The sequence below is a fragment of the Bacillus clarus genome, from assembly GCF_000746925.1.
Taxonomy (GTDB): domain Bacteria; phylum Bacillota; class Bacilli; order Bacillales; family Bacillaceae_G; genus Bacillus_A; species Bacillus_A clarus.
This window is the reverse complement of sequence record NZ_JMQC01000008.1, coordinates 1161659-1180926: the sequence shown is the minus strand read 5'-3', so window position 1 is coordinate 1180926 and position 19268 is coordinate 1161659. Positions and strand designations below refer to the sequence as shown.

Below are 19268 nucleotides of genomic sequence, written 5' to 3'. Positions count from 1 at the left end.
TAGAATTTTATTGAAATTAAGAAGATGTGATGAGGCAGGAATTACTCATTTTTACGTATATGTGAAAAAACGAGCAAGGCGGGGGTGGAAATATGGGATATCGGTGTTATCGGATGGTATATCATTTAGAAAATGGAGAGACGATTAAAGATGTGAAGGAATTTTGTTATCGAGATCAAGGAAAAGTGTTAGAACGAGTGGCACATCGTGTAATGGATAATCGAGAATTGACAGCGATTGATAAACAAGGGGCAATCATTTCAATAGCGTGTGATGACATTGTAAAGGTAGAACTTGATTACATAACAGAAAGTTAACCTTGAGTCATATCGAATTATTCGATAAAATATACTGTTGAATGGTGAAGTGAGAAGAGAGGAGTTTATCATGGGTAGTACAAGACACTTTTATATGTTTATCTTAGCGTTTGTTCTTGTTGTGGCATTAACGATTTATTTAATTGTTGATAGCACTTGGTACAACACAGTTCATCCGGCGTTCCTTCTGTTTATGTATGTAGGAATTGCGGTAGTGAGTTTCGGAATGAGAGATGAGATGTTAGATCGCTTTGAAAAGTGATACATATACGAAAGACCAACAGGAAAATGTTGGTCTTTTTTTCTTGCCAAAAATAGGATGGTGTGTATATACTGTATATATAAAGTATACACAGTATATACACACTGGAGGAAAACATGAATATTATTATTTCGAATTCTTCCCAAGACCCTATTTATGTGCAAATAAGAAAACAATTAAGCCAGCTTATTTTAAATGGTGGTTTAAAGGGTGGAGACCAATTACCGTCTATTCGTAGCTTAGCGAAGGAATTACAAATTAGTGTAATTACAACGAAGCGTGCGTACGAGGAGCTTGAGAAAGAAGGATATATAGAAACTGTTGCTGGGAAGGGGACTTATGTTTCACGTAAAAATAATGAACTACTAAAAGAACAAAGGCTTCGTCTATTGGAAAGTAAAGCGGAAGAGATTGTGAATGAAAGTAAAGCGTTGCAGCTTTCACTTGAAGATTTACAGCAGATGATTTCGTATTTATATGAGGGGGAATAAAGGGTGTTAGAGCTAAAAAACGTTTGTAAAAGTTATCAAGATTTTGTAGTGAAAAATATAAGTTTTACATTACCACGCGGATATATTATGGGATTTGTCGGACCGAATGGGGCCGGGAAAAGTACGACCATCAAAATGATTATGAATTTAATTAGAAAAGATAGCGGCGATATAAAAGTTTTTGGCAAGGACAACAAGAAAGCCGAAAAGGAAATAAAACAAAATATCGGTTTTGTATATGATGAAAATCATTATTACGAAGATTTAACATGTGAACAAATGAAGCGGATTATTGCACCGTTATATAAAAAGTGGGACGAAGAGCAGTATCAATCGTATATGCATAGATTACAAGTTCCGAAGTATAAAAAAATTAAAGAACTATCAAAAGGGATGAAAATGAAATTTGCGATTGCCATCGCGCTCTCGCACCACGCAGAGTTTATCATCATGGATGAACCAACAGCAGGATTAGATCCAGTTGTTCGAAGTGAATTGCTTGATATGCTGCAAGAAATTGTAATGGAAGATGAAGTATCGGTATTATTCTCTACGCACATTACAACAGATTTAGAGCGCATCGCAGATTATATTACGTTCATCAACGATGGAGAAATTATATTTACTGGTGAAAAAGAAGACTTAATGGAGAACTACATAATCGTAAAAGGAAGTAATGATTTATTAGATCGAGAAGGAAAAGAGCTATTTGTTGGATTACGAAAAAATAAGTTTGGTTTTGAAGGTTTAGCGAAAGATAAACAAGCAATTATCGATTGGTTTGGAAATGAGGTTGTACTAGAAAAGCCTACATTAGATGATATTATCGTTTACACCGCGAAAGGGAGAGGTGCCTATGCGTCAGCTCGTATATAAAGATTTGTTCTTTTTTCGGGTAATGTGGTTAGTGAATCTAATTATTCCTCTTGTATTATTTATGTTAGATCCAAGTGGTGAATTGTTATTTTCGATGAGTTGTCTATTTATAATTCTTTCTTCCGTTATGACGTTAACCTTTATGGATGAAAGGAATAACAGTGACATTATTATAAATAGTTTACCGGTAAGCCGAAAGGATATCATAATTGCTAGATATATTTCCTGTGCAATATTTGTTGTTGGTAGCATGCTTTCTACGATATTAGTTGTTTTTCTTGTAAGAGGCATTGTGGTCATTGGTGATATCGGTGCATATCATCCGAATCTATACATTGAAGTTCCATGGTATGAAGTAATAAATGGAGCTGTTTACGCCGTATTTTTTGTTGTAACATTCTTTCCTAGTTATTATGTTACAAGGTCAAAGATAGCACGAAGTATAGTGTCAGGAGCATCAATGGTGGTTGGAGGAATTGCTTGGATATTATTAGGAGATGGATTGGATGAAACAACACCTTCATTCATTGAGTGGATTATGAATCCGGTGCATATTGGTGTATTTATAGTTGGAGGAATTATATTAGCTAGTGTCTATATCGTTTCTATGCTTCTTACAATTAAAATTTATGAAACGCGTGATTTATAGAGAGGAGAATTCATATGCAACAGTTGATTTTAAAGGAGTTTTTCTTACTGAAGAAGATGTTTCCTTTCTATTTTTTAATACCCATTTTATCTATTTTTAAGAATTCCATCGAACCAATGGGGATTGCAATAGCATTATTTATAACATGTAGTACGATTATATATATTTCTTTTTATTATGACGAGAAAAGTAAAGCAGAAAAAGTATTAGTGAGTTTGCCTATAACGAGAAAAGAGATAATTATAGCTAAATATATTTCAAGCACATTATTTATTATGGCTGGTTTGAGTGCAACTTTTATAGTTGTAATATTAGGGAATATTTTATTGGACAGGGATATAGTTATGCCCGGATATGCAGTGTTTTCAGCGATAGTAGCAACTTTGATTTATTGTGTAGTAACGATACCTACTAATTACATTGGGGGATATAAAGCTATTAGTGTCTTGAATGTGATTATGCTTTTTCCTTTAATGGGTATGATTGGCCTTATGTGCAATATTTTTGGTGATAAAACAATTATGTTAAAAGTACTTCACTCTCAAGAGGCTACACTAGCAATGGGTGTTCTTGGTATCGGAGTGTTAGTAAGTATAGTCATATCAATATTTCTCTCATTGAAAATGTTTCAGGAGGCAGAGTTATAGAAGGGACATTTTCATATTAGGAGGTGTAATACATGATTAAGCAACTAGTCTTAAAAGATATGATGATGCAAAGAAAGTTAGGGTTTGTTTATCTTATATGTTTCTTGTTCTTGGTCATTGTTGATTTTCGTAGTGATAGTTTTTTGATGACATTTAGCATGTTTATACCTGTTCTTGGAATGATACTGTCAATGAGTTATGAGGGGAAAAATAAAAGTGAAATGATAGTAAATAGTTTACCGTTTGCCCGTAAAGATATTGTCATAGGGAAATACATATTTGTAAGTATTTTAGTTGCTCTAGGTGGATGTTTCTCACTAGTGGTTGGTTTAATACAGCTACAAAATGAACATATGACTGGATTTATGCTGTGGGGAGAAATTCTCGGAGGTATAACAGGTGGGTTTGTTTGTAGCATAATTGTACTTCCGATTGGATTCTCAGTAGGATATAGCAGTGCAAAACAAATTGCTCCGTTCGCCGGGCTTGGTTTGGGGTATTTAAGTGGACTGATTGTAAGTAAAGTATGGTTAGATGTAGAGAATGTTTGGAGCACGAGTCTAGTCGTAAATGTTTGTTTTATAGCTGGACTCATTCTTTTGTATATTATGTCCATGTTGCTTTCAGTTAGCTTATATAATGAGCGTGATTTATGAGGGGAGGAGTAATCGTGAGGCAACTCATAATAAAAGACTTTATCATGCAATGGAAGCATTTAATATGGTACTTAATATACCCTCTTTTCTTGTATATGACATTAACAGATATTAAAAGCTTTTACGTAATTATGTCAGCTATAATTCCAGTTATAGCAACTTTAAAAACATTTAATAATGATAAAAAATATGATAGTGAAGTAATGTTAAATAGTTTACCGCTAGCGAAAAAAGAAATTGTAGTAGCTAAATACATAATGGCACTTATTGTTTTTATTATAAGTATGATAGTGTCTAGTCCTGTAGGGATCACTCGGTTTGCAGGCGGGGTATTTGAATTTATTACGACAACATTAGTTACGATTACTGGCTTTGTTTTTATATATTTAAGTCTTGTCTTACCGATATCGTTTTGGCTAGGTTATAAAAAAACAGTTTTTATTACGCTCTTCATACTAATAGCACCGATTGTTATTGTAGAAACGTTCTTTCAGGTCAAAATTGAACAAATTCATCTACATAATGGATTAATATTGCTTTGTTCAATTTGTGTGCTACTTTTATCTGTCTTTACTTCGATAAAACTATATGAAAAGAGAGAATTTTAAAAGGTGCCTCATAAAAGGCACCTTCTTCAATAACGGCAATACGAGAGCAATAGTTTATAAACAGAAACGCTACTTGGTACATCTTTCGGAGTATGTAATATTATACTGAAAAATATGATGAGAAAAAGAAATAAGAAAAATAACAATAGGATATGTTTATGTATAGAATTTTGCATATGATCAGCTCCTTTATGTGTAGTATGTCCAAAAGAAGGGGAGATATGAAATTTTCTAGGGGGGGAGTATGATGGAACAAAAAAGCTAAAAAGAAAAATGTTATTAGGAATCGGATCAATATTATTCTCACTTGGACTTATATTGTCAAATGTTTACTCGGACATTCAAGTGTTTCCGAATAGGAATAAAGGTAACGGCATGAGTGTTTTAATAGTTGGGATACTATGTCTTATCGCATCAAATTTCTATAGGAAATCTAATAATAAGACTAGGTAAATATGAAAAAGGACAGTTACTTCTTTTCGGAAGAACTGTCCTTTTTAAATAGTTTGTTCCAAAGCTTGGCGATGTTCCATATAATTACGATCGTAATGGAGGCAATAATCGACCAGGCGATGGAGGCAATTTCAAGTGCCATGTTAGGAAGGAATGTAAGAATCGATATTACTTTATGAAATAGCCATTCTATCATATGAAAACTTATTTGTAGTAGAATGACAACCCCAATTGCAATACATGTTAAGACTTGTTTTCCTTTTTCTTTCCACACGACATTCACCTCATATTAGCCTAATAATTTTAAGCCAACAGCGCCGCATAGAATGCAGCTTAAGAAAGCAAGACGACGCCAATCAGCTGATTCGCGGAAAATAAGAATGCCGAGAAGTGCGCTTCCAGCCGTTCCGATTCCAGTCCAAATTGCGTAAGCTGTTCCCATCGGCAATGAATCCATTGCAAGTGATAAGAAGAAGAAGCTTACTCCAAAGTTGGCAATTAAAATAAGCTTTGGTGCCCAGCCTTTCTTTTCAGTGGCTACCTTCATAAAGAGTACACCAACAATTTCACAAATACCAGCTAGAATTAAAAATACCCAAGCCATTTTATGCAGCCTCCTTCGCTTCTTTTTCACCTGTTACTCGTTTTAGACCAATTACTCCGAAGAAGATTAATCCGATTAATAAAACTTTTACAATTGAGAATGGTTCACCGAAAATGAAAATCTCTGTAAGAACGATTCCACCTGCTCCGATGCCTGTAAATACAGCGTATACAGTGCCGACAGGTAAATCTTTATAAGCTCTAAATAATAAAACGAAACTTACTGTAATTAATAGAGCAACACCAATCCACTCAAGTGGTGCCTCCGCGTGTTTTAGTCCGATTACCCAAAAAATTTCAATAATACCAGCTAAGATTACATAAATCCATGCCATATTTCATTCCTCCTTCCTACCAGTCGTTAGGTAAAGGGCTGCAAAATGACGCATTGCAAAGGTGCAATCCGTCATTTTGCAAGTCCTCGCCAAAATACCTTCCAAGAGGCGTTTAAGCGGGTCTCAAAGCGATTTAAACCTGCGTATAATAGTTCAACCATAAGACCGTCAAGTAAGCATAAATAAGCCTCTAAAGCTTCTTTTGTTTCAATGTTATGCAGTTCACCTTGTTCATTTGCCCGTTTAAATACAGGGAATAAAAGTTTTCCGACGTTTTCAATATGAGTATTCGCTTTTTCAATAATTTGTTCGCGAAATGCATCAGGCGGAAAATAAGAAGTGCGTAGCCAAAACATTGATTCTTCACTTTCACCAAAGCGTTTTGCATAGCCTTTCAGCAGATTTACGAGCAATTCTTCAGTAGATGATGTTGAAAATTTTTCGATATCATCTGTGAAGCTTTGTAAATCTTTTTGAAGAGCCGCTTCTAAACATGTGAAATATAGCTCTTCTTTACCTTTAAAGTGTGCGTAAATCGATGGTTTTTTAATCCCAACTTCTTGAGCAATATTTGCTAATGAAGTTCCTTCGTAGCCGTAGCGTGCGAAATGAGAAAGTGCTACAACTTTAATGCGGTTTGCTGTCATTTTCATCCCCTACCTACCGTTCGTTAGGTTAATTATATGAGATAATACATATAAAGTCAATGGGTGAGATACTAATAAAAGAGCGCCGTCTGTGGCGCTCTTTTATACTGTTTTTCGTTCAATTAAATGGAAAGGGAGTTCCTCAGATCCACCGATAATTTGTTCGTCTTGTATTTGTTTATGGAATAACGAAAAGGCACGTGCACCCATCATTAAGCCAGGATGTTCAATTGTTGTAATCTCCAATGCTTTTGAAATTTCATGATTATCAAAGCCGAGGATGGCAAGGTCTTCCGGTACACGTAAACCTTGTTTTTTTGCTTCAGTCAATAAACCGGCTGCGACTTGGTCGTTAGCTGCAAAAATAGCAGTTGGACGTTCTTTCATATGTAATATATTGTGTAAAACTTTAGCGCCATCTTGCATATTGTAGCATTGGTAAAACATCCAATCGGGGTGTACTGTTTTTCCTGCACAATGTAGAGCATCTGAGAAGGCTTTTTCACGCTCTTTTGAATTGACACTTGTCTGTCTTGCTAAGCAAATGCCAATTCGTTCATGGCCTTTACTTAATAAATATTCTGTACCAATACGAAACCCTTCATAATGATCGACATAAACGGATGAAATGAGGGAATGGTTCATCTTTTCACATGAAATAATCGGAGCGAATTTTGCGAATGGTTCAATATGTTCCCATGAACTTGTTCGAGAGCAAATAATCATGCCGTCAAATTGTTTCATTTTCAGCATTTTAAGAACTCGAATTTCTTCCATACTGTCGTAATTTGTTTGGCATAAATTAATATGATATCCAGCCGTCAATGCTTCGTTCCCAATGCCTTCAATAATGGTACTAAAGTATGGAAGGTTAATGAAAGGAAGCATAACTCCAATTGTATTTGTTTTTCCTTTTATTAAATGAACGGCATTTATATTTTTTGCGTAATTCAATTTTTCAACTGCATCTAGAACGCGCTTTCGTTTCTCTTCTTTTACATAAGGATGATCATTCAGTACTCGGGAAACGGTTGATATGGATACACCAGCAGTTTTTGCAATTTGTTTTATATTGGCCATATGTATCACCTCTCTACTCATTATAAAGGCAAAATAGTGAGAATGGAAAAATACTGAAAAAACTTGACCTGAAAAGCTTTTCACAATCTATGGTATAAATAAGGCTTTTTGTTATTCGCGTAACCTCTTTATTTGGGCGTAAGAGTAACGGAAAGTCTTTTTTTGTCTAAAAAAATTTCGTGTCAAAATGTGTGAGAATAACGAGGAAAGTTTTCAAAGGTAGAGTGTGAAGTCAAAGCGAATATGAACAACATATAAACGCTTTGTTCGTTAAAAGAGCGGTATGAAAGGGGGGAAACAAATTGAAAAAAGGGCTCATTTGTTTCGTGTTTTCTAGTGTGTTACTTAGCTCATGTTCATTTCAACAAACGATGAAAGAAGAAAAAACATTTGTGGAAAATACAGGAGGGGCTATTGATCGTGTATCAGATCCAATTGTATTAAAGGATCTTCCGAAATATTTTCCAGCGAGATTCAAAACCCCCACGTTTTTACCGTATGACATTACGAGCGATGTGAAGGGAGAAGTAAGAACGCTTGGAAAGAAGAATGCTGTCTTAACGATTAAATATAAACAAGATGGGAAAGGAAGACAAGAGTATGTAGAATTAACAGTTGCTAATTTTTCGTATAGTTTCCCATATATTGTGGAAGAAAATCGATTTCAAGAACAAATGAAATTGAACAATGGAGCTACTGCTTATTTTAAAAATAGAGATGAGTTTGAACATGGAGAGGAGTTTGCCACGCTTATATGGAAAGAGAAAGGAATTGAGTATCAGTTGTTATATCGCAATGTAGAAGCTAAAAATGAAGATGTAGTAAAGAAAAACTTAGTATATATTGCGAACAATATGGAAGAAAAGAACTAGCTGGTTATTCAGCTAGTTCTTTTCAATGTTATTTCTTTTTAATTTTACCTGTCCAAGATTTAAAGCCACCTTGTAATTGGTAGAAATCTTTGTAGCCTTGCTTTTTTAAATATTGAGCTGCACGGCCTGTACGGAATCCGCTTTGGCAATATAAATAAACGGGTTGATCTTGGCGAAGCTCTTTGTAACGAAGGCGAATTTGTGATAACGGAATGTTACGAGCACCTAAAATATGCCCTGCATTATATTCGTCTGCTTCACGAATATCGATAAGCTGTGCTTTACGGTAGCCAGCGCGAAATTCTTCTTCTGAAAGTGTTTTAATTAATCTCTTCTGGTAGAAAAACATCCATACAGAGTAGCCGATGAATGCTACGATTACGGCTAATATAATAATCAAGTTTGTTGACACGATTCTATCGCTCCCTTTTTTCTTATCCTACTTTCAATATTATAATGCCCATATGTATTTATGCAACAGATTCATTTCTATATAAGGAGAAATTTCGTATTCTTTCACAAATTTTGTCGAATTTGGTAGACTAGAGATTGTGAAAAATAATTGGTTATATGAGGTGTAGGATGGGAAAAGAACAATGGTGTTATATTAACTCTGGTCAATGTTCACCGGCATTTAATATGGCGTTAGATGAATGTTTATTAAATTGGCAAAGTGAAAAGAAAATGCCACCAACAATTCGTTTTTATGAATGGGAAGTACCGACATTAACAGTAGGGTATTTTCAGCGTGTTGAAAAAGATATTAATATGGATGTAGTAAACGAAAAGAAATATGGCTTTGTTCGCCGTCAAACAGGCGGTAGGGGTGTATTGCATGATAAGGAATTAACGTATAGCGTTATCGTTTCTGAAGATCATCCAAATATGCCGAGAACAGTTACAGAAGCGTATCGCGTTATTTCACAGGGGTTATTAGACGGTTTTAAAGCATTAGGGTTAGAGGCATACTACGCGGTCCCAAAAACAGATGCAGACCGTGAAAATTTAAAAAATCCACGTTCTGGTGTATGTTTTGATGCACCGTCTTGGTATGAGATTGTAGTTGAAGGAAGAAAAATTGCTGGTAGTGCGCAAACACGCCAAAAAGGTGTTATTTTACAGCATGGTTCTATTCCGTTAGAAATAGATTTAGATGAACTATATGATCTGTTTTTATTCCCGAATGAGCGAGTAAAAGAACGTATGAAGAGTATGTTTTCTTCTAAAGCAGTCGCAATAAATGAATTAACAGATCGTACATTTACAATTGAACAGTTAATTGAAGCGTTTCAAGTTGGATTTGAAAAAGGTTTAGGTGTGGAGCTTGTGCCATATGAATTAACAGAAGAGCAACTTCATGAAGTGCAAACATTAGCGAAAGAAAAGTATGAGAGTAAGGAGTGGAATTATAAGAAATAAGGAGATGGCGATTGCCACCTCCTTATTTTTTTATAGTAAATTAAGTACTTTTTCTACTTTGATACCTTTTTCTTGTAAAGAGCGAAGGCGATTTACAACGTCCATAATTTCTTTATCAAATGTAACGCTAATACCTTGGCTTTGTAATTCTTCTTTTAAGCTTTCAATAGAATCATCTATGTCGATGCCAAGCTCGTAATCTTGACAAACTTCAATCGTCTTTTTCACAAGCTTCACATAATTTTCTTGTAGTTTTGAATTTGTTTCAGTCAAAGCTGGTTGCTTCGGTTTTGCAGGAGTAACCGGCACTGTTTCTTGCTTTGTAACTGGAGTAGGTACTGTCTTTTTCACAGGTGCTGGAGTAGATAGTTCTACAGCCGCTTCTACACTTACTGGCTTCGGCGTTGGTACCGGAGTGGGTTTAGGTGTTACAACGGGTGTTTCTACACGCATAGCAGGTTTTGGAGCTTCTACAACCACTTCTTTTTTCGGAGTAGCTTCTATAACTGTTTCTTCTTGCTCAGCAGCCTCTTTATTTTCTTTGCTCCACATAACGCGTTCAATTTCTAGAGAAACATTATTTTTGTTCATTGCTGTTAATGTAACTTTACCAACTTCAGCGTTTCCAGTGAAATCGACAATTTTATAAATAACACTCTTGTTCCAATCCACGTTTCCGCTCAAAAATAATTCTTCGTTACATTTCGGCGTTAAGCCCTCGATTTTAATTTCTGCGTTTACACCGTTCTCACTATATACCATAATTAGCGAAGCATTTACATCTTCATCTGCTAACATTAGTTCACGTACCATTTTGCCGGTGCGTACTTGCGTTTTCTTCTTAAGTGACATCAAATTTCTCCTCTCAAAAATTCAGTAATAATAAAAAAATCGTATAACGAAAAATAATTGCTCACGAAGATTTATGATACCGATAATAAAAGCATCACGTCAACAATTAACTTTAATTATTTTGCTTTTTTCTTTTTTTCTTTATGAAATTTTTCAATTTGTAAAATTAGACAAAAGAAAAACAGCCTTTTTAAGGGCTGTTAAAATTTAGATGTTTTATATAAAAATTTGTATAGAATGTAAAAAGAAAATGTTATAAGGGCACCTTGCCAAATAGATAAATTATAAAATAAGTACGGTTGTGTTTTAAAAAATACGTTTGAAAACACTGATAAGACAAAAGGTATGAACACTGATAATAAGAGCATTACTTTTTGTTTCCAAGACACTAGTATTGTAAAAGAAAAACGTCTGAATAACGAAAAAGTTATTAAAGTACCAATTGTTAAAACGATAGCTGATAATATTGTTCCAGGAATACTAAATGGAATTCCTAAGGTATTTGTATCTGTAAATAGTTTTTGCATAAGAGTAGTGAATGTGTCATATCCAAATTGAATAGCTAATAATAAACTAACTGCAAATCCAATAACAGCAGATTTTTGGAAAGGATTTTGATGTTCTGAAGAGTTAATTAATTCATCGCAGTAAGCTTTTAAATCTTCTCCGAAAATATCACGTACGTTTTTACCATCTTCTTGTGCTTCTAAAAGATGATCTAATATTTCTAATAGCAGTTCTTCCATTTGCTTTTGTGGAACGCTAGTAAAGCGTAAATAAATAAGCATATCGCCATAAGCAGCTTCGTTTTCAGGTGTTAGTAGTTTTCTTTTTTTATTGTTAAGTTCCACCATGTCTTTCGCCTGCATCCTCATCACTCCCCTTGTAATAAGTTGTTTACCGTTGTTGAAACCATTCCCCAGCTTTTTTTAAATTCTTCAAGTTGTTCTAATCCTTTATCGGTTACGTGATAATATTTTCGCTTCGGTCCAAGAGAGGAAGCTTTTAATGTACCTTCAATAAGTCTTTCTTTTTGCATGCGTAACAATAAAGGGTATATGCTGCCTTCACTTACAAATGTAAAGCCATGTTGATTTAATTTTGTACTCAGCTCATATCCGTACACTTCCTCTTGGGAAATGATATATAAGATGCATCCTTCGAGTACGCCTTTTAACATTTGACTATGCATGATTTCACCACCTTTTGTTCAGGTAACTTGTTGTGCAAGGTAGCTGTTATCCAAATTATAACATCCAGTAACTTGCGTAGCAAGTTACTGGAGTGGAAAACTGTAAAAATTGTTAATTTCTCTTTGCCGTTCATATTAAAATGAGGGGGAATCGTATGAAACCATTTCTACCAAATCTCGTTTATTTTGAACCAGGTACATCACTGTTTGAAGAGCGGATTGAGGCAGCGCATAAAGTGGCAAGAGCGAACTATCCACTTGGTTTTATTGTGGCCCCGATATATATGCATGAAGGTCGGGAAGAGGGATACCGAGAATTGTTTGAACGATTGTATAACGTTTTAAAAAATACACCTTTGTCGAATTTATCCTTTGAATTAATACAACATCGTTTTACAAAACCTGCAAAAAAGGTAATACAGCAACGTTATCCGAATACGAAGCCTGAAATGGATGGAGAGAAGCGAAAATATAAATGGGGACGATATGGTATTGGGAAATATGTATATCAAAAAGATGATGCGAAGGTGTTGGAAGAAATGATTAAAGGGTATATTTACGAATATTTTCCAGAGGTGGAGATGCAATATTTTACATGAGGGAATCTGTATGTGAATACAGATTCTTTTTTGTTTTATATATTTAGGCTTGTTTCAACCCTTGTCACGTTATTCTTTCTGGTGTATCATTTTATTGATTGCTTCGTGCGGAATAAACAAAATGAAATTGGATGGAGGAAACCGATGCCTACCCCTAGTATGGAAGATTATATTGAACAAATTTATTTGTTGATTGATGAAAAGGGTTATGCCCGCGTATCTGATATTGCTGAAGCGCTTAGTGTACATCCATCCTCTGTAACAAAAATGGTACAGAAATTAGACAAAGATGAATATCTAATTTATGAAAAATATAGAGGGCTTGTCTTAACAACAAAAGGTAAAAAAATCGGAGAACGTCTCGTATATCGTCATGACTTATTAGAACAGTTTATGCGTATTATCGGTGTAGATGAAAGCAAGATTTATAATGATGTAGAAGGAATTGAACATCATTTAAGTTGGGAAGCGATTGACCGCATTGGTGATTTAGTACAATATTTTGAACAAGATGAACTTCGAGTTGAAACACTTCGTGGTGTTCAAAAAGCAAATGAAGAGCAAGGGAAGTAAAGGGAACGATGGGCGTTTCCTTTTTTATTAGAAGAGTAATTTGATGATATATGTAAGTGGAAAATAAGTTTGCAAAGGATGGGGTAAGAATGAAAGCGATTATTTTTGATTTCGATGGATTAATTGTAGATACAGAAACAATTTGGTTCCAATCTTTCAGGGATGTTGTTCATGGATATGGCGGAGAGTTACCTTTAGAAGAATTTGCAAAATGTATTGGAACGACTGATGAAGTACTCTATACATATATTAAAGAACAGTTGAGAGAACAATTTAATGAAAGTGTACTGAAAGAAAAGGTCTCAATTTTACATAAAGAGAAAATGAAGATGCCAGTAGCTCGTGATGGAGTAAAAGAGTATTTAGAAGAAGCAAAAGAACTTGGCCTTAAGATTGGTTTAGCTTCTAGCTCATCGAGAGAATGGGTTGTCGGATTTTTAGATGCATTAGAAATTCGAGAGTATTTTGAAGTTATTAAAACGAGAGAAGATGTCGAGAAGGTAAAACCAGATCCCGCTCTTTATAAAGTTGCTATTGAAGAATTAGGAATAAAACCGTCAGAAGCTGTTGTATTTGAAGATTCATTAAATGGACTCGAGGCGGCAATTGCGGCAGGTTTAAAATGTGTCGTTGTACCTAATGAGGTAACGAAGAGTTTACAATTTGAAAATCATCATCTGCGTATAGAGAGTATGAAATCTAAGAGTTTAACGGAAGTGCTCCGCGCTGTAAAGATACATAAATAAAAAGAAAGACCGTGTTCCCTAGAAGGAAGCGCGGTCTTTCTTTTTATTTTTTTTACCTTCAATTACAGTTAAATGAGACTGTTTTCGTTTCCGTTTCAACAAAGGTGAATTTCCTTTCTTACCTTTGTCATCAGGAGCATTTCGTTTTAAGAAAGAATTGCTTAGGGGTGCTACGTTTTGTTTTCCGTATTTGCGGTTCGATTGTTTCGCAGCGCGCTTATATGAGCTTTGCGAATTTGCAGAACCACTAGAGTTTGTAAACATTTTGTAGAGTAAGTAAAAGATCCCAACGACAAGTAACATGAGACCAATATTTCTTAATATACCCATTGGATCTGTAATAACAGATGAAACGAGACCAAATATTGCTAACCCAATAATAAGCATAAATACAGCGAACATAAGCGAACGACCGTTCATAAGGAACACCTCCTAAAAACATATATTAAAATTAGTATATTAACGATGAGGAAAGGAGTTGAACACCATTTTTAAATAATTATTATTATTTGTTTTCTAGACGTAATAATTCTTCAAATGATGCGATTGCAACTTCAACTTGATCATCTGTCGGTTCTTTTGTCGTTAATAGTTGAAGCCATAATCCAGGGAACCCTAATACCCGTAAAACTGGAATATCTCGTAAACGGTTTGTAAATTGTAATACTTCAAATGAAATACCTAAAACAACTGGAATTAATAAAATTCGGTTTACTACCCGGGCCCAGAGCGGATCAGTAGGAACGAGGAAGTAAACAAACATTCCAATAATGACTGTAAATATGATAAAGCTACTGCCACATCGATAATGAAGGCGAGTTTGATTTTGAACATTTTCTACAGTCAATGGCAGGTTATTCTCGTAAGCGTTGATTACTTTATGCTCTGCACCGTGATATTGAAACACCCGCTTAATAAGTGGGGTTAATGAAATAAAGTATATGTAGCTCAATAATAACATGAGCTTAATGATGCTTTCGACAATAATTTGCCCTGTATGAGATGGGAAAATCGGTCTTGTTAATTCAGCTAACAGTGCAGGGACTGCTGTGAAAATAACTTTACCGAATATGAATGATAAAACGCCGACTGCTGCAACTCCTAATACCATCGTTAATTTTGATTGTTCTTCTTTTTTATTTGCAAGCTGTTCGTCATCTTCTGGATGAACATCGAACCGTTCTGAGGCAAAGTTTAAATGTTTTGCCCCATTAGCGCTTGCATCAACAATAGCGGCGATACCTCGTAAAAATGGAATCTTCTTTAGCACAGATAATACGTTATTACGAACACGTGGTAATCGATAAAAATCAATCGATTTATCTTTACGACGAACGGCTGTAACAGTATATTCTCTACCGCCAAACATAACTCCTTCTATGACCGCTTGCCCGCCATATATTTGTTTTGACTCTTCTGCCATGTTAACACCAACCTGTATTTGTTTCTCTCTTATGTAGAAAAGAGGCAATTGTCATACTTGGTTCTGTCATTGTGAGATGTGACAATCACCGAGTTTCTTTTATTTTATCGACAAATACAAGCAGATGACAAGAAAAAATGTTACGAGAGTAGGACATTTCTTATTCTTTTTATAGACAAATTTCGCAGGATTTAAACATGCTTCAAAATAGTTTCGGACATACTAATAAGCGGAGGTGTTGATGTGAATCAAGAGCAATCAACAACAAGAAACTTTGTGCAGATTGGTTTATTTGGTGGTGTTTTTTGGGGAAGTATATGGTATTTTCTTCACATTTTTTCATTTACGGAAGCAGGACCAAACTACTTGCTTTTACCATTTGCTTTTGGAAATTGGAAAGAAGGGGTTTGGGGAAATGTGTTAGGCATTGTCTGTATGGGGCTTCTTTCTATTTTAGTTGCATTTCTCTATAAAGTTCTTTTTAAAAGGTTTGAAGGGGTACTACCTGGAATACTATACGGTTTATTTTGGTGGGGGTTACTGTTTTTAGGTATGGGGTTAATGGCGCCTGTCATTAAAAGTGCGCTTCATTTACCGAAAGAAACAATTGTAACGACGATGTGCATTTTTATTTTATACGGTGTGTTCATCTCATATTCTGTTTCGTTTGAAGCGAATAATGTAAATAGAGGGGAAGGTCTGAAGAAGACAAACTATTCAAATAAGTGATTCCTATGTTAGAATGTTGTATAGACATTCTTTATAATAAGGAGTTTTAAAAAATGAAAAAGTTACTCCTCGTAAACGGCCCAAACCTAAACCGTCTCGGTGTCCGAGAGGTAAATGTATATGGAAAAGGGACATTAACGACGCTCGAAACAGATATGAAACAAGAGGCAGAAAAATTGGGAGTGGAGTTAGAATGTTTTCAATCGAATCATGAAGGTGCTCTTATTGACATCATTCATGAGGCTGATGACATATATGAAGGAATCATTCTAAATCCGGGAGCATTTACGCATTACAGCTATGCGATTCGAGATGCAATTGCAAGCATTTCGATTCCTGTTATTGAAGTGCATATTTCTAACATTCACCAGCGCGAATCATTTCGTCATGAATCTGTGACGGCAGCTGTTTGTGCGGGGCAAATTGTTGGTTTTGGCTTTTATGGCTATAATCTAGCGCTATTTGCATTATTGGAGAAACTAAGGGAGGCATAAGTTGATGGAAAAGATCGCGAAATTAAGAAGCGCATTTGATGAAGCTGGTATTGATGGTATTGTACTAACAAATGAACATAGCCGTAGATATATGACGAATTTCACAGGAACAGCTGGAGTTGTACTTGTCTCGAAAGAACGTGCTTTATTTATTACAGATTTCCGTTATGTAGAGCAAGCTAGTAAACAAGCGGTTGGATATGAAATCGTACAACATACAGGACTAATTCTTGATGAAGTTGCTAAACAAGTAAAAGAACTTGGAATTCAAAAGCTTGGCTTTGAGCAAGATACTCTTACATATAGCTCTTATACAGTGCATAAAGAAGCGATTGAAGCTGAATTTATTCCAACTTCTGGACTTGTAGAAAAGTTACGCTTGATAAAGACTGATTCAGAGATTAAGATATTAAAGGAAGCTGCACAGATTGCAGATGCTGCCTTTGAACATATTCTATCATTCATTCGCCCGGGAGTATCTGAAATTGAAGTGTCAAATGAACTTGAATTTTTCATGAGAAAACAAGGAGCAACATCTTCTTCGTTTGATATTATCGTTGCTTCAGGTCTTCGTTCGGCATTACCGCACGGCGTGGCATCTGAAAAAGTGATAGAAACAGGAGATTTCGTTACATTAGACTTTGGCGCTTATTATAAAGGATATTGTTCTGATATTACTCGTACGATTGCGGTTGGTGAGCCATCTGATAAATTAAAAGAAATTTATAATATCGTTTTAGAAGCGCAACTGCGTGGTGTGAACGGTATTAAAGCTGGTTTAACTGGTCGTGAGGCTGATGCATTAACGCGTGATTACATAACGGAAAAAGGATATGGTGAATACTTCGGGCATTCTACTGGTCATGGAATCGGTCTTGAGATTCATGAAGCACCAGGATTAGCGTTCCGTTCTGAAACGGTACTTGAACCTGGAATGGCTGTAACGGTAGAGCCAGGTATTTATATTCCAGGTATCGGTGGCGTACGTATTGAAGATGATATCATTGTAACAAGTGAAGGTAATGAAGTAATTACGAAATCTCCAAAAGAACTTATTATTTTGTAATACACAGGAGGATTTTTTTACATGATTTCAGTAAACGATTTTCGTACAGGTTTAACAATTTCAGTGGACAACAGCCTTTGGCAAGTACTTGATTTTCAACACGTAAAACCAGGTAAAGGTGCTGCGTTCGTTCGCTCTAAACTACGTAACCTTCGCACAGGTTCTGTTCAAGAAAAAACATTCCGTGCAGGTGAAAAAGTAGAAAAAGCACATATCGAAAACCGTCGTATGCAATACTTATACGCGAGCGGTGAGTCTCACGTATTCATGGATAACGGAACTTATGAGCAAATCGAACTTGGTGAAAACCAAATCGAACGCGAATTAAAATTCCTAAAAGAAAACATGGAAGTAGCTATTATGACATACCAAGGCGAAGTACTTGGTGTTGAACTTCCAAATACTGTTGAATTAAAAGTTGTAGAAACAGAGCCTGGTATTAAAGGTGACACAGCTTCTAACGTAACAAAACCAGCTACATTAGAAACTGGCCTTGTTGTACAAGTACCAATCTTCATTAACGAAGGCGAAATGCTTATCATCAACACTGGTGAGGGTAAATACGTTTCTCGTGCATAGTAAAAAAGCACTCGTGATGTGATCATCACGAGTGCTTTTTTATGTGAAGTAGGGCAAATAGTAAACGATGCTTATAATAAGGCTAATTACGACAAGTGAAAGAGTACCTGCAATGTATGGGGTGAAAACAATTTGAAACGGTCGTATTTCTCCCGTTTCGACACCTGTTAAGTTTTTATTTACAGCATGATCCATATTATTATTTCTGTATATACTCATGATAATTAACCATATAATTGCAAAGATTGCTAAACTTCCGAGGAAAAAACTCTCCATAAATGACCAACCGACCATTTTTGAAAAAAGATAAATACCAGCGAGCTCCAATATAATTGTTAGACAAAGTTTAACGATCTTCATATGTATTCCCCCTCATTTTGTACTTCCAATCAATTTAAAAATTTTTCGTATGATATAACGTGCAGCGCGCAAGGAGAGTGAACTTCTTGTTCTAATGCGTCATGTTCGTCTGGAAATTGTTTTTCTACATGTAGTGAAATATAAGGTAGTTTCTCTTGTGCCTTTAAAGAGCGAATATTAGTCATTTTTGCACCAGCAAATACGTATGTAAGTTGTAAATCTAAAAAGGCAATTTTTAACATCTCTTTTTTAGCAGCTTCATTGTATCCTTTTCCCCAATACGGATAACCGAGCCAACTGCCGATATGAGATTTCTTTTTCTCATAATTAATATGTTTAAGCGTAGTAAGTCCAATTACTTCGTTTTCTTCATTTGCAATCACTCTTGATACGGAATGGTTTTTTCGTTCATCTTCCATAGCAAGGTGAATAAATGCTTTCGTGTCTTCTACAGTTTTTACTTTTAGACCTAAGGCATCTTTTACATGTGGATCGCTGGATAGCTCAAAAATCACATTTGCATATCGTAAATCGAGTGGTAGTAAAGTAACCTGCTTCATCGTCTATGCCCCTTTTCTATTAAATATAGCATAAAATAATATGAATATTCAGATTTAAATTAAAATCAGTAGAGAAAAATTATGTTTTTACTTCTGAAATAGACAACCTCTGCATATGGTTGTACAAATATATTCTTTTTTAGAATAAGGAACTAGTAACCGTTAGGGGAGAAGGTGGGA

General features: G+C 35.3%; 30 protein-coding genes and 1 pseudogene. 18 read left to right on the top strand and 13 right to left on the bottom strand.

Annotated elements, in window-relative coordinates; genetic code table 11:
* Positions 1–92: 92 nt before the first annotated feature.
* The 9 genes from DJ93_RS06835 to DJ93_RS33135 all read left to right on the top strand — a co-directional run bounded on the left by DJ93_RS06835 (position 93) and on the right by DJ93_RS33135 (position 4959).
* The gene (locus DJ93_RS06835) at positions 93–317 is read left to right on the top strand and encodes a DUF3929 family protein (protein WP_042979861.1); all 225 of its coding nucleotides are present in this window, start codon (positions 93–95) and stop codon (positions 315–317) included.
* 70 nt (positions 318–387) lie between these two features.
* Complete coding sequence (locus DJ93_RS06830; RefSeq protein ID WP_000535935.1) at positions 388–579, top strand: hypothetical protein; 192 nt, start codon at positions 388–390, stop codon at positions 577–579.
* Between the two features lie 116 nt (positions 580–695).
* Positions 696–1070 (top strand): GntR family transcriptional regulator, encoded by a 375-nt coding sequence (locus tag DJ93_RS06825; protein WP_042979860.1) that lies wholly within the window; start codon positions 696–698, stop codon positions 1068–1070.
* 3 nt (positions 1071–1073) lie between these two features.
* Positions 1074–1946, top strand: coding sequence for an ABC transporter ATP-binding protein (locus tag DJ93_RS06820; RefSeq protein ID WP_042979859.1), 873 nt, complete (start codon positions 1074–1076; stop codon positions 1944–1946).
* Entirely contained in the window at positions 1927–2595 is a 669-nt protein-coding gene (locus DJ93_RS06815) for an ABC-2 transporter permease (RefSeq protein WP_042979856.1), read from the top strand. The genes DJ93_RS06820 and DJ93_RS06815 overlap by 20 nt, the downstream gene beginning before the upstream one ends.
* Before the next feature lie 14 nt (positions 2596–2609).
* On the top strand, positions 2610–3242 hold the full coding sequence (locus tag DJ93_RS06810) for an ABC-2 transporter permease (protein WP_042979854.1): 633 nt from the start codon (positions 2610–2612) through the stop codon (positions 3240–3242).
* Positions 3243–3274: 32 nt separating this feature from the next.
* Positions 3275–3898, top strand: coding sequence for an ABC-2 transporter permease (locus tag DJ93_RS06805; RefSeq protein WP_042979852.1), 624 nt, complete (start codon positions 3275–3277; stop codon positions 3896–3898).
* Between the two features lie 14 nt (positions 3899–3912).
* The gene (locus DJ93_RS06800; protein ID WP_042979850.1) at positions 3913–4506 is read left to right on the top strand and encodes an ABC-2 transporter permease; all 594 of its coding nucleotides are present in this window, start codon (positions 3913–3915) and stop codon (positions 4504–4506) included.
* A gap of 273 nt (positions 4507–4779) precedes the next feature.
* On the top strand, positions 4780–4959 hold the full coding sequence (locus DJ93_RS33135; RefSeq protein ID WP_042979847.1) for a hypothetical protein: 180 nt from the start codon (positions 4780–4782) through the stop codon (positions 4957–4959).
* Between the two features lie 16 nt (positions 4960–4975).
* Here DJ93_RS33135 and DJ93_RS06790 read toward each other — a convergent pair whose 3' ends face one another.
* The 5 genes from DJ93_RS06790 to DJ93_RS06770 form a co-directional block, all read right to left on the bottom strand.
* Complete coding sequence (locus tag DJ93_RS06790) at positions 4976–5233, bottom strand: DUF3975 family protein (protein WP_042979844.1); 258 nt, start codon at positions 5231–5233, stop codon at positions 4976–4978.
* 15 nt (positions 5234–5248) lie between these two features.
* Positions 5249–5563: a DMT family transporter gene (locus DJ93_RS06785; RefSeq protein WP_042979842.1), complete on the bottom strand. Its 315-nt coding sequence runs from the start codon at positions 5561–5563 to the stop codon at positions 5249–5251.
* A gap of 1 nt (position 5564) precedes the next feature.
* Entirely contained in the window at positions 5565–5897 is a 333-nt protein-coding gene (locus DJ93_RS06780) for a DMT family transporter (protein ID WP_042979840.1), read from the bottom strand.
* Between the two features lie 71 nt (positions 5898–5968).
* A complete protein-coding gene (locus DJ93_RS06775) occupies positions 5969–6550 on the bottom strand; it encodes a TetR/AcrR family transcriptional regulator (RefSeq protein WP_042979839.1) in 582 nt (193 codons plus the stop codon).
* A gap of 96 nt (positions 6551–6646) precedes the next feature.
* Complete coding sequence (locus tag DJ93_RS06770) at positions 6647–7624, bottom strand: LacI family DNA-binding transcriptional regulator (protein WP_042979837.1); 978 nt, start codon at positions 7622–7624, stop codon at positions 6647–6649.
* A 326-nt stretch (positions 7625–7950) separates the two neighbouring features.
* Between DJ93_RS06770 and DJ93_RS06765 the strand changes: the two genes are divergently transcribed.
* The gene (locus DJ93_RS06765; protein WP_042984155.1) at positions 7951–8496 is read left to right on the top strand and encodes a hypothetical protein; all 546 of its coding nucleotides are present in this window, start codon (positions 7951–7953) and stop codon (positions 8494–8496) included.
* A 28-nt stretch (positions 8497–8524) separates the two neighbouring features.
* Here the strand turns inward: DJ93_RS06765 and DJ93_RS06760 are convergent, their stop codons facing one another.
* Complete coding sequence (locus tag DJ93_RS06760; protein WP_042979835.1) at positions 8525–8908, bottom strand: rhodanese-like domain-containing protein; 384 nt, start codon at positions 8906–8908, stop codon at positions 8525–8527.
* Positions 8909–9078: 170 nt separating this feature from the next.
* Here DJ93_RS06760 and DJ93_RS06755 point away from each other — a divergent pair, with 170 nt between their 5' ends.
* Complete coding sequence (locus DJ93_RS06755) at positions 9079–9915, top strand: lipoate--protein ligase family protein (RefSeq protein WP_042979833.1); 837 nt, start codon at positions 9079–9081, stop codon at positions 9913–9915.
* A gap of 30 nt (positions 9916–9945) precedes the next feature.
* Here the strand turns inward: DJ93_RS06755 and DJ93_RS06750 are convergent, their stop codons facing one another.
* The 3 genes from DJ93_RS06750 to DJ93_RS06740 form a co-directional block, all read right to left on the bottom strand.
* Positions 9946–10767, bottom strand: a complete 822-nt coding sequence (locus tag DJ93_RS06750; protein ID WP_042979831.1) for a hypothetical protein — start codon at positions 10765–10767, stop codon at positions 9946–9948.
* Positions 10768–10967: 200 nt separating this feature from the next.
* Positions 10968–11636 carry a DUF1048 domain-containing protein gene (locus DJ93_RS06745; RefSeq protein ID WP_042979829.1) on the bottom strand — a complete coding sequence of 223 codons (669 nt, stop codon included), beginning with the start codon at positions 11634–11636 and terminating at the stop codon, positions 10968–10970.
* 5 nt (positions 11637–11641) lie between these two features.
* Complete coding sequence (locus DJ93_RS06740; protein ID WP_042979827.1) at positions 11642–11959, bottom strand: PadR family transcriptional regulator; 318 nt, start codon at positions 11957–11959, stop codon at positions 11642–11644.
* Between the two features lie 185 nt (positions 11960–12144).
* Here DJ93_RS06740 and DJ93_RS06735 point away from each other — a divergent pair.
* From DJ93_RS06735 to DJ93_RS06725, 3 genes and pseudogenes are all read left to right on the top strand, one after another.
* Positions 12145–12558, top strand: a pseudogene (locus DJ93_RS06735) (spore photoproduct lyase family protein); the annotation flags it as partial.
* A gap of 144 nt (positions 12559–12702) precedes the next feature.
* On the top strand, positions 12703–13131 hold the full coding sequence (gene mntR, locus DJ93_RS06730) for a transcriptional regulator MntR (RefSeq protein WP_042979822.1): 429 nt from the start codon (positions 12703–12705) through the stop codon (positions 13129–13131).
* An 89-nt stretch (positions 13132–13220) separates the two neighbouring features.
* Positions 13221–13877, top strand: a complete 657-nt coding sequence (locus DJ93_RS06725) for an HAD family hydrolase (RefSeq protein ID WP_042979820.1) — start codon at positions 13221–13223, stop codon at positions 13875–13877.
* Positions 13878–13895: 18 nt separating this feature from the next.
* Here the strand turns inward: DJ93_RS06725 and DJ93_RS06720 are convergent, their stop codons facing one another.
* A complete protein-coding gene (locus DJ93_RS06720) occupies positions 13896–14297 on the bottom strand; it encodes an SA1362 family protein (protein ID WP_042979818.1) in 402 nt (133 codons plus the stop codon).
* A gap of 85 nt (positions 14298–14382) precedes the next feature.
* Positions 14383–15300 (bottom strand): DUF1385 domain-containing protein, encoded by a 918-nt coding sequence (locus tag DJ93_RS06715; protein ID WP_042979817.1) that lies wholly within the window; start codon positions 15298–15300, stop codon positions 14383–14385.
* 243 nt (positions 15301–15543) lie between these two features.
* Between DJ93_RS06715 and DJ93_RS06710 the strand changes: the two genes are divergently transcribed.
* From DJ93_RS06710 to efp, 4 genes are read left to right on the top strand one after another with little or no spacing between them, the layout of a single operon-like run.
* The gene (locus DJ93_RS06710) at positions 15544–16029 is read left to right on the top strand and encodes a YqhR family membrane protein (RefSeq protein WP_042979815.1); all 486 of its coding nucleotides are present in this window, start codon (positions 15544–15546) and stop codon (positions 16027–16029) included.
* A gap of 53 nt (positions 16030–16082) precedes the next feature.
* Positions 16083–16523, top strand: coding sequence for a type II 3-dehydroquinate dehydratase (gene aroQ, locus DJ93_RS06705; protein WP_042979813.1), 441 nt, complete (start codon positions 16083–16085; stop codon positions 16521–16523).
* A 4-nt stretch (positions 16524–16527) separates the two neighbouring features.
* Complete coding sequence (pepQ, locus tag DJ93_RS06700; RefSeq protein WP_042979810.1) at positions 16528–17589, top strand: Xaa-Pro dipeptidase; 1062 nt, start codon at positions 16528–16530, stop codon at positions 17587–17589.
* A 21-nt stretch (positions 17590–17610) separates the two neighbouring features.
* Entirely contained in the window at positions 17611–18168 is a 558-nt protein-coding gene (gene efp, locus DJ93_RS06695; RefSeq protein WP_042979809.1) for an elongation factor P, read from the top strand.
* 39 nt (positions 18169–18207) lie between these two features.
* On the opposite strand, the gene DJ93_RS06690 is transcribed toward efp, so the two are convergent.
* Entirely contained in the window at positions 18208–18528 is a 321-nt protein-coding gene (locus DJ93_RS06690) for a hypothetical protein (RefSeq protein WP_042979808.1), read from the bottom strand.
* 29 nt (positions 18529–18557) lie between these two features.
* Positions 18558–19088, bottom strand: a complete 531-nt coding sequence (locus tag DJ93_RS06685) for a GNAT family N-acetyltransferase (protein WP_042979807.1) — start codon at positions 19086–19088, stop codon at positions 18558–18560.
* Positions 19089–19268: the final 180 nt, after the last annotated feature.